This window comes from Siminovitchia fordii DSM 16014 = CIP 108821, assembly GCF_000374565.1.
Lineage (GTDB): Bacteria > Bacillota > Bacilli > Bacillales > Bacillaceae_C > Siminovitchia > Siminovitchia fordii.
This window is the reverse complement of record NZ_KB894694.1, coordinates 70,614-85,449: the sequence shown is the minus strand read 5'-3', so window position 1 is coordinate 85,449 and position 14,836 is coordinate 70,614. Positions and strand designations below refer to the sequence as shown.

Sequence of the window (14,836 nt, the reverse complement as noted above, 5' to 3'; positions counted from 1 at the left end):
ATTTTTATATGTGGAAAATCATAAAAAATAACGGAGGAAAGACCGTGAAAAAAATACTGGTACCTTTTTTGATCGTCTTTTTGTTGGTTGGCTGTGCTTCGTCATCTGAAGATGCTGGAAAAAGTGGAAATAGTGATAAAAAAGGCGGTACGCTAAATGTCGCTTATATGGCACAACCGCCTACCTTGGATCCACATGCCACTGTTTCGGTGGCCACGACCGAAATCGGACGTAATATTTTTGAATCACTATTGGCCTTTAATGAAAGGAATGAGGCTGCACCATTGCTGGCAGAGTCATTTGAATCCAGTGAAGATCTCAAAAGCATCACATTCAAATTAAGAAAAGGTGTTAAATTCCATAACGGAAAAGAAATGACGGCTGATGATGTCGTAGCTTCTATGGAGCGCTGGAGAGAATTAAATGGAAAGGCAAACACCTATTTTTCCAAATCCGAATTTGTAAAAAAAGATGATTATACGGTTGTATTAAAAATGGATAAGCCATTTACAATCGCAAAGTATATATTAGCTACTAATATCAATTTCCCGGCTATTATGCCAAAAGAAGTGATCGACACTGCACCAAAAGCCGGAGTTAAGGAATACATTGGGACAGGCCCGTTCAAGCTCGAAGAGTGGAAACAGGATCAATATATTAAGATGGTAAAAAACGAAGAATACCAGTCTCCTAAAAATGAACCTGATGGCTTGGTCGGCAAAAAAGACCCGATGGTTGATGAATTGGTTTTCCACATAGTTCCAGACGAATCAACCAGAACTGCCGGAATACAAACGGGGGAGTACGATGTATCACTTGAAATTCCTCATGATAATTTTCCTGCTTTGGAAAGTGATGGAAATCTGGAAGCACTCACCTACCCGAATGGGTTTAACACAGTTATTTTTAATAAACGCAACGGGTTATTTTCCAATGAGAAAGCCAGACAGGCGTTAAACTTGGCGGTGGATAAAAAAGAGGTAATGATGGCGGCCTTCACGGACGAAAAGTTTTATACTCCGGAACATGGATTATTATCAAAGGAGTATGTAAGCTGGTACAGTGACAAGGGGAAAGACAAGTACGATGAATATGACCCGGAAGCGGCCAAAAAATTGTTTAAAGAAGCCGGTTATAACGGGGAAGAACTAACAATATTAACAACAAAGGATTATAATGAACAATATCATACAGCGGTTGTTATTCAGGAAAACCTCAAAAAGATTGGGGTTAAATCTAAGTTAGAGATATATGATTGGGCAACTTTGATGGAAGTCAGGGAAGACGATAAATTTTATGATTTAATGCCAATGAGTTATCAAGTGGCCACTGACCCAACGCAAATTAACTATTTAGATTCCAGAATTAATTATACCGGTTGGTCGAATAGTCCAGAAATCGATCAATTGTTGGATCAATTGATGGTTGCTCCTTCTGATGAGGAGGCTAAAGAGATATTTGGCAAACTTCAAGAGGAATCTTGGAACTACCTGCCTGCTATTAAATTTGGGGATGTAGACAGTGTTGCCGCTATCCGCACAAATGTTAAAAACTTTGAGATGTTCCATGGTCCTGTTTTTTGGAATACGACAAAGTCTGACTAATCTAAGACATTTATGAGAATGATTAAACATTCAGAAAAACTGGCTTACCTCTAAACGGATTTTGCCAGTTTTTCTTTTAAAACAGCGGAAATTTCCTAAAATATCTATAAGGTCCCCATTCAATAAGAGGTCTTTTTACAGAGAAATCCATTTAACTTTCTTTAATCAATGTCCAGATTCGTTTTCATCAACCTGGCAATCTGCCGGTCATTTTCATTACCCCCTTTTGACAAATGAGAAATAACTCGATTTTGTCTTTCGGTTGAGTGATTTTGACTTAACTTTGCTTTTCCTTCAATATGAGAAATATGAATTTTAAATGCTTGAACTCCTTTATTCAAATTGGACATTATCTTTGGATCCACAACTTCCAATCGATACAAGCTCTTTTTTGCTTCATATACTTCTGTCATTTTACGAAAATCAGTCATTATTTCCTCTTCATCATTGATTAGCTTCATTTCACCATACACATGAACGGCAACATAATTCCAAGTTGGCACGGTTTGATTTGTTTCGTACCACGATGGAGAAATATAGCTATGTGGCCCTTGGAATACGGCTAAAACTGTTTGGTTTTCAATGTCCTTCCATTGAGGATTCGCTCGAGCAAAATGCCCTGATAAATGACTGCCGTCTTCACTCAATAGCAAAGGAAGGTGTGTTGCAAAAGGAGCCCCTTGATGTAGAGAAAACAGTGTCGCAAAACTATTTTCTCTCATTATCTTAAACTTCTCCGCTTCCTCTTCAATCTTGAAATGTTTAGGAATGTACATATCCTTACCCCTTTCACTAAGACGTAGTTCGTCTATGATCATTATGAAGACAACTATTGACTTGCTATGTTTTTTAATTGTACTTATAACGCTTACTTGCCAACTTCATTGCATCTGCAATATTATAGTAGTGCAAAGTCTGACATGAAAAAAGATACAACTTTAATCTTTTTCACGTGTCAAAGGAGTGGATAAAAATGAAAGACATGATTTTCGCTTTGCACGATAAGTGTCCTAAATATAAACAAATCTATGAAAAACTAAAAACATTCATTGAACAGGGAGACGTTCAGGCGAATGAGCAACTGCCATCTATTAGGAAATTGGCAGAATCGCTGGGTGTGAGTCGAAATACAACACTTACCGCTTATGAACAACTCGTTGCTGAAGGTTATATTCGTGGGGAAGGAAGAAGGGGGTATTTCGTTAACCTCTTAGAACCTTTACTGTTAAACAATCCTGAAACAAAAATGAAGAGAGAGGTTTCTCAGGCATCGCCAGAGATACTTGTAGACTTCCGGGCCGGTGCAGTGGATCCCACACATTTTCCAGTAAAAACATGGCGGAAAATGACCAACCAAATATTAACAATGCCAGCAAGCTATACTTATGGCGATCCTTTCGGAGAAAAAGTGCTTCGATTAGAGATTGCCAAATATTTATTTCAATCACGGGGTCTTGAGACGAATTCGGACGCTGTCATCATTGGCAGCAACACACAACAAATGCTTCTTAATATTGGTCATATATTAAAAGAAAAATATCATAGCATCATTGTTGAAAACCCCGGTTACGATGGCGCCCGTGAAGTGTTTGACTTACACAAGTTCCAACTTGAAACACTGCCCATTCAAAAAAACGGTGCTGATCTTTCCAAATTGGACCAATTTCAATCGAAACTCATTTATGTCACTCCATCTCACCAATGTCCATTAGGTGTCACGATGCCGATTCAACAAAGACAGGCACTCATTCAATGGGCGAACAACCGCGATGGCTATATTATTGAAGATGATTACGATAGTGAGTTTCGCTATACGCAAAAGCCGTTTCCAGCACTGTCATCAATTGATGCAACGAGGGTTATATATATCGGAAATTTCTCAAAAGCTTTTCTTCCTGGACTTCGTATGTGCTATATGGTGCTGCCTGAGCCCATTTTGTCCGAATATAAAAAAACCTTTGGCATGTTTCAACATACAGCTTCAAAACTTCATCAACTCACCGTGGCCAAATTGATGGAAGAAGGGGAATGGCTTCGCCATATTAAAAGGATGCGGCTCGTTTACCAACGTAAAATGCAATTAATGGTATCAGAGCTCCGAAAGGCTTTTCAAGATAAAATAACCATTATTGGTGAGCAATCGGGGCTTTATGTTTTAATTCAAGCTCACCTCGGCAAATCAGAAAATTTATTGATCAAACAGGCTCAAAAACAAGGCGTTAGAATCTATTCGACCTTTCCTCACTTTATTGCCGATTATCCAAGTGACCCACTATTAAAGCTGGGGTTTAGTAATTTAACCCCAACTGAGATCGTAAAAGGGGTCTCCCTTTTAAAAGCGGCCTGGACATAACAAAACCGACTGTTCTCCATTAAACAGTCGGTTTTGAATATTTTTCAGTCCATTTTTCAAAAATATTAAGCCATCATGTACGGCAAAACGACTCCTCCATACACAAAAGCGGCTACGATCATGATGGCAGGATGGATTTTCCACCAAACGATGGCAACCAGCGAAATTACGCCGATAAAAACGGATTGCCACATGCCGATGGAATCGAAGGAGACTGAGCTGAACTGCCATGTAAGCTGTATCATCATAACAGCGATAACCGGCTGTACTAACATCGTCATCCCCTTAACGATAGGCGATTGTTTAAAGTGATTCAATATCTTTAATAATACAATAATAGCAATAGCAGATGGGGCTACTGTGCCTATTGTTGCAACAATGAGACCAAGCCAGCCGGCTTCCTGATAACCGGCGAACGCTGCAATTTTGGTTGCAATCGGGCCCGGAAGGGCGTTTGCGACGGCCAGCATGTCAACAAACTCGGTATTTGTCATCCATCCATAATGGTCCACTACCTGCTGCTGTGCCAACGGTATGGTTGCCGGACCTCCTCCGTAACCCAATATATTGGCTACGAAAAAAGCCCAAAATAAATCCCAATAAATCATGATGGCATTCCTCCGCTATTTTGTTTGATGCTTTCTTTTCCGCCCCATTTCCGCTTGGCCCAATTAAATACTTTAATATGGACAGTGCCATATGCTAAAAAAGTAATAATTACAATAGCTGGATGGACGTCCAGTACACCAAGCAGCAAGAAAGCGATAACCCCGAATCCAACTCCGATGATCTTTCCAAGTCCACCCCAGGTTTTTGCACAGAACTCATAGGCGGTAATCCCGAGCAAGACAGCAATGACCGGCCTTACAGCAGCAATCATTCCTGCTACGATCACTGATTCTTTCATGGCATACAAGGCTCCCAGTAAGGCAACCATTGCAATGGTAGTGGGCAGAATATGGGCAAGAATTGCCACTACCGCTCCCATGGCCCCTTTTTGTTGATAGCCGAGTTGAGCAGCCAGCTTTGTGGCAATTGGCCCTGGCAAAGCATTGGCAAAAGCCAAGAGCTCACCGAATTCTTTATCGGTCATCCATTTATAACGAGTAACAGCTTCATGGCGGAACAGAGGAATGACGGAAGGTCCTCCTCCATAACCAAAAATCCCAACTCTTAGCATGGCACCAGACAGTGCTACATACTCTTTGAGGTCCATCTCCAATCCCTCCTGTTTTTGAAATGCAAAGTTTAAAGTTTGAGCCCCATTCTGCTTTTATATCGTTTTAAAAGCATTTGGGTATCAACGCGCATGATCCCTTTTGTTGAATATAGTGTTTCAAGCAAAAAGTCTTCCATTTCTTTCATGCTCTTAAAGACCCCATGCATATGGAGAGTGCTGGGTCCTGTCATATGATAAAGACTTGTGACTGCCGGATGCAGAGCAAGCTTTTCGGCAATCTCGTCGAGATATTTAGGTTCTACATCCACATTGAAAAAAGCGGAGACCTGAATGCCCACTTTTATCGGATTCACCACAGCCGTAAATCGTTCAATGACCCCATCTTCAATCAGCGATTGGATGCGGGACTGAACGGCCACTCTGGACAATCCGATTTCCTTGGCAAGGTCAGTATACGAAATTCGGGCATTTTCCAATAATATTTCAATGATCTTTTTGTCCGTTTCATTCAATTTCATGGCTGGCATATGATTTGCGTCAAAATCATTATTCTTTTTCATTGACCACATTCCTTTTTAAAAAGATAAAAACCATCTCGCCATATCGTAGTATTCTTACGTGAAATAGTAAAGAATGAAAATATTTACGTATAGTAAAAATTAATAACAAATACCTTTCGTTATGATTAACTATAATCAAAAAGATTTGCGAAATCAACAATAATAAACGGAAAATATTACTAAAATTAATGAGATGAGGAGAACGATAGCGTATTGAACATTTCATTATATAATGATAAACAAAAGGAAAGTATAACTTATAGTTTTTTGATTAAAGGAAAGGTAAATTAGATACAACTTTTCATTTTGTTACAAATAATATTGACAACCTAACTATTATCTCGTAGGATAAAAAATGTAAAAATCTATTTATGTAAAAAATTCTGTTATTAGGGGGTATATTTTTCGGGAGAGACAAATTTAAATTTTCTAAATAAAATGCAAATATTGAACGTTTTTCATTACATAATACAATCGGAGAAAACATTTTTTCTTAAAGGGGACATTTTAATTGAAGAAAAGGACTTTATGGAGCCTGTTGCTTATTTTCTCCTTGCTCTTAGCCGCTTGCGGATCAGATGAGGCTGGAGGCAAGACGGATGACTATCCGAATAAAACGATTCAATTTATCGTACCTTGGGATGCCGGCGGCGATAGCGATGCCATCAATCGGATTATTGCAGAGGAACTGGAAAAAGAGCTTGGGCAGACTGTTGTTGTAAAAAATATTGCAGGGGCGAGCGGTGTGATCGGTGCACAGGAAGCATTGACTGCAAAGCCTGACGGCTATACTATTCTAGCTGTCCATGATTCAGTGACCATGTCTGAATTAACCGGACAAGCCGACTTTGGATTTTCAGACTTCGAACCGATAGCCATGATGACTTCGACTTATGATGCTATCGCCACCCATCCTGACAATCCATGGAACTCAATGGAAGAGTTAGTGGAAGATGCAAAGAAAAATCCGGGGAAAATTTCATATGCTGCCTCGATAGGATCGACATCCCAATTAGACCCCGCGTTAATCCAAACTGCATCTGATATTGAATTCAATATTGTGGGCTTTGATGGTACAGCCCAACGGATGAAGGCTGTTGTAGGAAACGACGTAGACTTGGGCAGTGTATCTGTTGCAGCAGGAAAAGATTATATCTCCAGTAACCGGATGAAATTGCTGGGTTACGCAGGGGAAGAAAGAAATCCGGAACTGCCTGATGTACCAACGTTGAAAGAGCAAGGGATTGATGTAGTAACTGGGACTAACAGGGGAGTTGCGGCACCGAAAGATACGCCAGAAGAGATGATTAAAAGATTGAGCGATGCCTTGGAGAAAGTTGCTAATAATGACTCATTTAAAAATCGGATTGAAGAAATGGGCACAGATGTAAATTTTAAGAATACAGAAGAATATACCGAGTTTATAAAAATATCCGAAGAGACAATGAAAAAATCGCTTGAAAACAGCGGATTGTTAAAAAAGTAATGTAGCAGTAAGTTCACGTTTTCTAATCCAGGAAAGTGTTGGCTGCTGAAAATTCAAAACCATTAGCAAAATAAAAAATATGTGAGGAATTCAACATGAAAAGACTTTCAAAATGTATAGTACTATCATTATTATTTGTTCTGCTTTTAGCTGCATGCAGCTCTAAAAGCGGCAGTGGAGGCGGGTCAGAAGCTGATGGTTATCCAAAGAAACCTATTCAATTAATAGTACCTTGGGATGCTGGCGGGGATACTGACGCGATTAACCGAATCATAGCTGAAGAGTTGGAGAAAGTTCTTGATCAAACGGTTGTTATTAAGAATATTGCTGGAGCAAGTGGAGTAATTGGTGCCCAGGAAGCGCTAAATGCTCAGCCTGATGGATATACACTACTTGCCGTACATGATTCTGTACCGATGTCGCAAATAACTGGACAAGCCGATTTTGGATACTTTGACTTTAAACCGATTGCAAATATGACATCCACCTATAACATGATTGCTACAAGTCCAAAAAATCCATGGAAAAACATGGAGGAGCTTGTTGAAGATGCAAAGAAAAACCCGGAAAAGATTACATATGCCGCTTCCATTGGATCCATCTCCCAATTGGAGCCTGCCCTGATTGAAACGGCAGCAGACATTAAATTTAATATCGTCGGATTTGACGGCACGGCCCAAAGAATGAAGGCCGTTGTTGGGAATGATGTTCATTTGGGAAGTGTATCCGTTGCAGCAGGAAAAGATTACTTCGAAGATAATCGTATGAAACTGCTGGGCTATACAGGAGAAGAAAGGAGCCCCGAGCTTCCGGATATCCCGACCCTTAAAGAACAGGGAATTGATGTCGTTTCTGCCGTAAACCGTGGAATTCTTGCGCCAAAGGAAACACCTGACGAAATTGTCGAAAAGCTTGCGGGTGCACTTGAAGAAGTGTCTGGAAAAGACTCCTTCAAAGAGAGAATGGCAGAACTGGCGACGGATGTGAACTTTAAAAAGAATGGCGAATACGAAGAGCTCTTGAAGAATATTGAAAAAGATATGGAAGCTTCGTTGAAAAACAGTGGCTTGGTTGATAAATAGGAGGATTACCTTTGATTAAAGCAAAAAGAGACCTCGTAAACTCAATTATACTTTTAGCCTTCTGCTCCTTAGCTTATTACGGGGTTTTGCTTATTCCGGACCGCAGTTATGGAAAGACAGGAGCAGATTTTTTTCCGAAAATTGTCATAGGCATCGTTGCTTTTTTAAGCATCTGTTTATTGATACAAAGCATTATTCGCATGACAAAAGAAAAAGAGTCCAAAACAACAGCATCTCCGAAATCACTGCTTCAAGAAAATAAGAAGGTGATTTTCACCTTCCTTATTTTTGGCATCTATATTTTGCTGCTTGAATATATCGGCTACTTTATATCATCTGTTTTGTTTATGATCGCACTATATTATTTGCTGGCTGCAAAGAGACAAAAAATTTGGGTGGTCTTGCTGGGAGCTGTCGCTTTAACATACCTTTTATATTTAATTTTCCAAAAGGCGCTGTCTGTGTTCCTTCCTGCAGGGTTGTTGTTTTAGAGGAGAGTAGAAATAATGGAAAATATTCTGTTAAGCTTTGAAAATATCTTAAACTTCCACACGCTCCTCATTCTGTTGATCGGCGTAACTGCCGGAATCATCATTGGCAGTATTCCCGGTTTTACAATCACAATGGGGGTAGCACTAACACTTCCGTTTAGCTTTGGCATGGCCCCTGTTGATGGAATTGCTTTGATGATGGGAGTGCAAGTGGGAGGAAGTTCAGGCGGTCTCATTACTGCCTGTCTACTTGGAATACCCGGAACACCGTCCGCTATGGCAACGACCTTTGATGGGTATCCAATGGTGAAAAACGGTGAACCTGGAAGGGCCTTAGCTTTGGGATTATGGTCCTCATTCGTGGGAACAGTCATTTCCGGGATTATTCTTATTTTTATGGCGCCTCTTTTGGCGGAATGGGCACTTGAATTCGGACCTTGGGAAATGTTTGCCCTCATGTTGTTTGGAATCAGTGCGATTGCCAGTCTGAGTGAAGGCTCTTTGATAAAAGGACTCATTGCCGGAACGGTAGGGATTATGTTTGCCCTTGTTGGATCAGATCCGTTAATGGGTACGCAACGCTTTACGTTTGGATTTAGCGAACTGTTGGCAGGTTTCAACTTCCTGCCAGTACTGATCGGCCTATTTGCCTTCTCCCAACTTTTGGGTGATATTAAGAATCCTCCGAAAGCTCTTAATGTCGGAGATCAAACGAATGTTGCCTATCCTGTATTCAAAGTGATCAGAGATATGTGGAAGTCCAAGCTTAATGTCATCAGGTCCAGTCTCATCGGTACCCTTGTTGGCATTTTGCCTGCCGCAGGCGGCAGTATCGCAAATATTTTGAGCTATGACATTGCCAAGAAATTTTCAAAAAAGCCAGAGAGCTTCGGAAAAGGTACACAAGACGGGGTCATCGCAGCCGAATCGGCAAATAACTCTTCCATTGGAGGGGCGCTTGTCCCGATGCTTGCTTTTGGAATCCCGGGTGACGCTGTAACAGCCATGATGTTGGGGGCACTGCTGATTCATGGAATTCAGCCTGGTCCGTTACTCATGCAGAATCAGCCTGTCTTAGTTTACGGTATCTTCATCTCACTGTTCTTGGCTGCATTTTTAATGCTTATTGTACAGAGCTTTGGGATTAAAGTATTTCTAAAGATAAATCAAATTCCGCAGCATTACTTGGTGCCGGTCATTCTTTTACTTTGTGTTTTGGGAAGTTTCGCTGTAAACAATCGTATTTTTGATGTATGGGTATTGTTGATCTTTGGATTAATCGGATATTGGATGAAATCCAATCAATTTCCTCTCCCGCCATTTATCCTGGGAATAATACTTGGACCCATGGTGGAGGAAAACCTGCGGCAGGCGGTCTCTATAGACTCTAATCTGACCTTGTTTTTAACCCGTCCGATATCGGGGATATTAATTATTTTGGCTGTATTATCCATGGTGTATGGAGTTTACAATAATTTTAAGGCCGGCCAGAAAGCAAAAGAACAAATGCAAAAAGTCAGTTAGTGTTTAAGAGGTAGTTCCAGCCTTGGAAAAAGTGGCAGACGACTACTCTTTCAAAAACTGAGTAATTTTAAAGAAAAAGAAGAATGGATGACTTTCAGAAAAAAATTGGGATTCCATGGGAACCGCATTGAAAAACAGCGGTTTGCTTAATGCTGGCATGGTGTTTCAGCATGACCTGTTTTAAATTCGACAAACTTTCTGTCGCATTGTATACAGGATTTTGTCCTAATAGTATAGAAGATGTCATGTGAAAGGCTTGAACTCTATTAAATGACTTGAAGCTGAAACTGCTGCCGCTATAGAGTATTATAAGAGGCAGTTCAAAGACAAGAAAATTTTGTTCTGGAAGGTAATTGTCTGAAAATACACAAAGGGGAGAGTCTATTGATCACTTTCAACCATTTATCACATCCTTATCCAATTACAAGGAACTCGGCTTATGCCATGAATGGCGTTGTAGCCACATCACAGCCGCTTGCTGCACAGGCGGGGTTGGAAATTCTACAAAAAGGCGGGAATGCGATTGATGCGGCGATCGCTACGGCAGCCTGCCTTACGGTTTGTGAGCCGACATCCAACGGAATCGGCGGTGATGCTTTTGCTCTTGTTTGGACAAAAGGCAAACTTCACGGTTTAAACGGCAGCGGCCGTGCACCTAAGAATATTTCTATTGAAAAAGTAAAGGGACTTGGTCACGAAGAGATGCCTAAATATGGGTGGCTGCCTGTTACAGTACCAGGTGCACCAGGGGCATGGGTAGAACTGTCCAAAAAATTTGGAAAGCTGCCATTAAAGGATGTCCTGAAAGATGCGATTACATATGCGGAAGAGGGTTACCCTGTTTCACCTACATTGAGCAGATTTTGGCGCAAAGCGTTCTTGCAATTTTCCGATGAGCTGAAGGGTGATGAGTTTAAACACTGGTTTGATACCTTTGCTCCAAACGGCTATGCTCCTTCCGTCGGTGAAGTCTGGAAGTCCCAAGGGCATGCTGATACATTGCGTGCTATTGCGGAAACGGACGGAGAGTCGTTTTACCGTGGGGAATTGGCAAAGAAAATAGCCGCTTTTTCAAAGGAAACAGGTGGTTTTATTACAGAAGAAGATTTGGCGGAGTATAAAGCCGAATGGGTTGACCCGATAAGCATCAATTACCGCGGGTATGATGTTTGGGAAATCCCTCCGAATGGGCAGGGGATTGTAGCCCTTCAGGCTTTGAATATCTTAAAAGGTTTTGAGTTTACAAGAAAAGAATCGCTCGATACATACCACAAGCAGATCGAAGCGATGAAACTTGCTTATGTTGATGGATATAAGCACGTTACAGATCCGGAGCATATGAGGTATACTGTGGATGAAATTTTGAGCGATGAGTACGCTGAGGAGCGGCGCAAACTGATCAAGACAGAAGCGTGCATGCCTGAACCGGGCGAGCCGTCCGCCGGTGGAACGGTATATTTGGCTACTGCTGATAAGGAAGGAAATATGGTTTCCTTTATCCAGAGCAACTATATGGGATTTGGTTCCGGATTGGTTGTCCCTGGCACTGGTATCGCCCTGCAGAACCGCGGGAATAATTTCTCCTTGGATCCGGGCCATGTAAATGCACTTGAAGGCGGAAAGAAAACTTTCCATACAATTATTCCAGGATTTTTGACAAAAGGGGACCAAGCTGTTGGGCCGTTTGGAGTCATGGGCGGATTCATGCAGCCGCAGGGACACGTCCAGGTGATAATGAATTCAATCGACTTTGGCCTCCATCCGCAGGCAGCACTGGATGCACCGCGTTGGCAGTGGATCAAAGGGAAGACAGTGGAAGTGGAGCATCGTTTCCCACATCATTTTGCTGAAGCACTGGCCTACCAGGGGCATGATATTCGTATCGCCCTCGAGACAAATAATTTTGGACGGGGACAGATCATTTGGAGAAATCCGGATACAGGTGTACTGGTGGCTGGAACTGAATCAAGGACAGATGGTGCGATCGCCGTCTGGTGATATGAAGAAAAGAGTGGGCTCAGCTTTGATGCAGAACCCACTCTTTTTTATTTTAGATTAATTCATCATTCCAGCCAATATTTCATATGAACGCAAGCGGTCTTTTTGATAGAAAATCTGTGAGTTGACAATGACTTCATCCGCCTTAGTTTTATCGATAAACTCCTCAAGCTTTTGCTTGACTGTAGCAGGACTTCCGACAATGGTTGATTCTGAATCAAGGGTTTGTTCCACAGAAGCTCTTTCAAAAGGTGACCAAACCTTTTCAATATCATCAATGGGTGGCTTCAATTGAGACGGCGTATTTCTGATCAGGCTTAAGAACTGCTGCTGCTGAGATGTTGCAAGCCACTGGGCACGGTCTTCAGTATCAGCAACAATCACATTTACACCGACCATGGCATAAGGTTTTTCCAATGCATCAGAAGGCTCAAAATTGTCACGGTAGAGTCTCAGTGCAGGCAGCGTATATTGAGGGGCGAAATGGCTTGCAAATGAGAAAGGGAGTCCCTTTTGGGCAGCAAGTCTTGCACTGAAATCACTGGACCCGAGCAGCCAAATCGGAATATCGAGGCCTCTTCCAGGATAGGCCTGAACTCGGCCAATTGGATTTTCACTAAAATAATTTTGAAGCTCCTCCAGCTGCTGTGGGAATTCCTCCGCCCCCCTGTTCAATGTACGCCGTAAAGCAAAAGCTGTTGCCTGGTCACTTCCCGGTGCGCGTCCAAGCCCTAGATCGATACGACCTGGATAAAGCGACTCCAGTGTGCCGAATTGCTCAGCAATAACGAGTGTTGCATGGTTGGGGAGCATGATGCCGCCAGCTCCGACACGTATTGTTTTTGTCGCTCCGGCTATATGGCCGATAATGACCGAAGTGGCTGAACTGGCAATTCCGGGCATGTTATGATGCTCCGCCAGCCAATAGCGGTTAAACCCCCATTGTTCAACATGCTGTGCCAGTTCGACGCTGTTTTTAAATGATTCAGAGGCATTGCTCCCTTCAGTGATTGGTGCCAAATCCAAAACAGACAATGGAATTCCGTGAAATTTTTTTGCGGACGGGGAATTCAAATGGAATCACTCCTTAAAGATCTCTTAAGGGAAATGATAGAATGTTTATAAGCGAACGTCCAATTATGTGACTTTAAAAGGGAGGAGAACTTTTTGGAAAAAATGTCTGAACAGCAAATTCAAGAAAGGCTTTCCGAACTGAAGGATTGGAAGCTGGCGGATGAAAAGTGGATTGTCCGTAAATATCGTTTCAGGGATTACCTGCAAGGAATTTCTTTTGTGAAAATGGTTGCAGAAGAGTCAGAAAGGGTACAGCATCATCCATTTATCTCGATCGAGTACAAATTGATAACGGTGAAAATTTCCTCATGGAGAGCAAAAGGATTGACGGATCTGGATTTTAAATTGGCAGAGTATTACGATTGTTTCTATTCAGAAATGAAAAACTTATAGTTTTTTTCTATGGGATTTAGAAGGTTTCACATACTTCCATTATTTGCTTTACCATGTTACCATATCTGTAGATCTATAATTTAATACTGAAAAACACTAGGGGAATCCTTAAAAAGGACTGAGAGAAGAGTGGAACTCTGATACCCTTATGACCTGATCGGGTTTGTGCCTGCGTAGGGAAGTGCCATATATTTTTCTTAGTTTATCATGCCACTTTCCCTGGAAAAGGAAAGTGGCTTTTTATGTTTGTAAAAGGGGGGTGCTCGGTGTGGAGGTGATAGCGGTAACAAATGACCGCTTCGACTCAGATGCTCTCGCCAGCATCATGATGGAGGCTGAACCTTTTGTCGACTATTTTATAATCAGAGAAAGAACAAAAACAGCTAATGAATACATACGATTGATCGACAACTTGTTTGCTGCAAATATCAGTAAAGAAAAGTTGATCATAAACGACAGGGTTGATGTTGCGGTAGCTATGGGCATCAACAAGGTACAGCTTCCGGGACACGGCTTGACGTTGCAGCTAGTGAAATCACATTTTCCAAATTTGCAAACTGGGAGGTCTATCCACTCACTGGAAGAAGGAATAAAAGCAAACGAGTCAGGAGCTGATTGGCTTTTATACGGACATGTATACGAAACGGAATGTAAAAAAGGTGCATCCGCCCGTGGCATTGAGGAGCTGAAAAAGGTTACGGAACATGTAGCATGCGGTGTTTATGCGATTGGGGGAATCAAGCCCAGACATGTTGCGTTATTAAGAAAAACGAATATAAAGGGAATTGCAGTCATGTCCTCGATATTTGGAAGCCCTGATCCGGCAAGGGCTGCAGAAAGGTACCATGCTGCCTGCCGACTTTATCAACAGTAGAGGGAGGTTGAATGTTATGGAGATCACGTTAAATGGGAACTCATATGAGCTGCCGGAAGATGTTTCAAATGTTCAGCAGCTTCTTGAACACCTTGAACTTTCCAAACGGATTGTGATTGTTGAAGTAAATAAAGAAATAGTTCAAAAAGATGATTATGACAGGCCGATCCGGGATCGGGATGAAGTGGAAATGATCCATTTTGTAGGAGGAGGATGA

15 protein-coding genes and 1 riboswitch are annotated in these 14,836 nt (G+C 41.7%); of the genes, 10 read left to right on the top strand and 5 right to left on the bottom strand.

Annotation, left to right across the window (positions count from 1 at the left end):
- The first annotated feature begins 44 nt into the window (after positions 1-44).
- Positions 45-1,604: an ABC transporter substrate-binding protein gene (locus C509_RS0114120; RefSeq protein WP_018707573.1), complete on the top strand. Its 1,560-nt coding sequence runs from the start codon at positions 45-47 to the stop codon at positions 1,602-1,604.
- Between the two features lie 161 nt (positions 1,605-1,765).
- Here C509_RS0114120 and C509_RS0114115 read toward each other — a convergent pair whose 3' ends face one another.
- Complete coding sequence (locus C509_RS0114115; RefSeq protein WP_018707572.1) at positions 1,766-2,380, bottom strand: FMN-binding negative transcriptional regulator; 615 nt, start codon at positions 2,378-2,380, stop codon at positions 1,766-1,768.
- 197 nt (positions 2,381-2,577) lie between these two features.
- Between C509_RS0114115 and pdxR the strand changes: the two genes are divergently transcribed.
- Complete coding sequence (gene pdxR, locus C509_RS0114110; protein ID WP_018707571.1) at positions 2,578-3,957, top strand: MocR-like pyridoxine biosynthesis transcription factor PdxR; 1,380 nt, start codon at positions 2,578-2,580, stop codon at positions 3,955-3,957.
- A 65-nt stretch (positions 3,958-4,022) separates the two neighbouring features.
- Here the strand turns inward: pdxR and chrA are convergent, their stop codons facing one another.
- From chrA to chrS, 3 genes are read right to left on the bottom strand one after another with little or no spacing between them, the layout of a single operon-like run.
- The gene (gene chrA, locus C509_RS0114105; protein WP_018707570.1) at positions 4,023-4,565 is read right to left on the bottom strand and encodes a chromate efflux transporter ChrA; all 543 of its coding nucleotides are present in this window, start codon (positions 4,563-4,565) and stop codon (positions 4,023-4,025) included.
- The gene (gene chrB, locus C509_RS0114100; protein ID WP_018707569.1) at positions 4,562-5,173 is read right to left on the bottom strand and encodes a chromate efflux transporter ChrB; all 612 of its coding nucleotides are present in this window, start codon (positions 5,171-5,173) and stop codon (positions 4,562-4,564) included. The genes chrA and chrB overlap by 4 nt, the downstream gene beginning before the upstream one ends.
- A 32-nt stretch (positions 5,174-5,205) precedes the next feature.
- The gene (gene chrS, locus C509_RS0114095) at positions 5,206-5,697 is read right to left on the bottom strand and encodes a chromate efflux transcriptional regulator ChrS (protein ID WP_018707568.1); all 492 of its coding nucleotides are present in this window, start codon (positions 5,695-5,697) and stop codon (positions 5,206-5,208) included.
- Between the two features lie 511 nt (positions 5,698-6,208).
- On the opposite strand from chrS, the gene C509_RS0114090 reads away from it, so the two are divergent.
- From C509_RS0114090 to C509_RS0114070, 5 genes are all read left to right on the top strand, one after another.
- Complete coding sequence (locus tag C509_RS0114090; protein WP_018707567.1) at positions 6,209-7,183, top strand: tripartite tricarboxylate transporter substrate binding protein; 975 nt, start codon at positions 6,209-6,211, stop codon at positions 7,181-7,183.
- A gap of 95 nt (positions 7,184-7,278) precedes the next feature.
- Positions 7,279-8,265, top strand: a complete 987-nt coding sequence (locus C509_RS0114085) for a tripartite tricarboxylate transporter substrate binding protein (RefSeq protein WP_018707566.1) — start codon at positions 7,279-7,281, stop codon at positions 8,263-8,265.
- Positions 8,266-8,276: 11 nt separating this feature from the next.
- Entirely contained in the window at positions 8,277-8,756 is a 480-nt protein-coding gene (locus C509_RS0114080) for a tripartite tricarboxylate transporter TctB family protein (RefSeq protein WP_018707565.1), read from the top strand.
- Positions 8,757-8,771: 15 nt separating this feature from the next.
- Complete coding sequence (locus C509_RS0114075) at positions 8,772-10,280, top strand: tripartite tricarboxylate transporter permease (RefSeq protein WP_018707564.1); 1,509 nt, start codon at positions 8,772-8,774, stop codon at positions 10,278-10,280.
- Positions 10,281-10,724: 444 nt separating this feature from the next.
- A complete protein-coding gene (locus tag C509_RS0114070) occupies positions 10,725-12,278 on the top strand; it encodes a gamma-glutamyltransferase family protein (RefSeq protein WP_154654419.1) in 1,554 nt (517 codons plus the stop codon).
- Between the two features lie 57 nt (positions 12,279-12,335).
- Here the strand turns inward: C509_RS0114070 and C509_RS0114065 are convergent, their stop codons facing one another.
- Entirely contained in the window at positions 12,336-13,352 is a 1,017-nt protein-coding gene (locus C509_RS0114065; RefSeq protein WP_018707562.1) for an LLM class flavin-dependent oxidoreductase, read from the bottom strand.
- A gap of 102 nt (positions 13,353-13,454) precedes the next feature.
- On the opposite strand from C509_RS0114065, the gene C509_RS0114060 reads away from it, so the two are divergent.
- From C509_RS0114060 to thiS, 3 genes are all read left to right on the top strand, one after another.
- Positions 13,455-13,745 carry a 4a-hydroxytetrahydrobiopterin dehydratase gene (locus tag C509_RS0114060; protein ID WP_033370135.1) on the top strand — a complete coding sequence of 97 codons (291 nt, stop codon included), beginning with the start codon at positions 13,455-13,457 and terminating at the stop codon, positions 13,743-13,745.
- An 88-nt stretch (positions 13,746-13,833) separates the two neighbouring features.
- Positions 13,834-13,942, top strand: a riboswitch (TPP riboswitch).
- Positions 13,943-14,013: 71 nt separating this feature from the next.
- Entirely contained in the window at positions 14,014-14,619 is a 606-nt protein-coding gene (locus C509_RS0114055) for a thiamine phosphate synthase (protein ID WP_018707560.1), read from the top strand.
- A gap of 16 nt (positions 14,620-14,635) precedes the next feature.
- Positions 14,636-14,836, top strand: a complete 201-nt coding sequence (gene thiS, locus C509_RS0114050; protein WP_018707559.1) for a sulfur carrier protein ThiS — start codon at positions 14,636-14,638, stop codon at positions 14,834-14,836.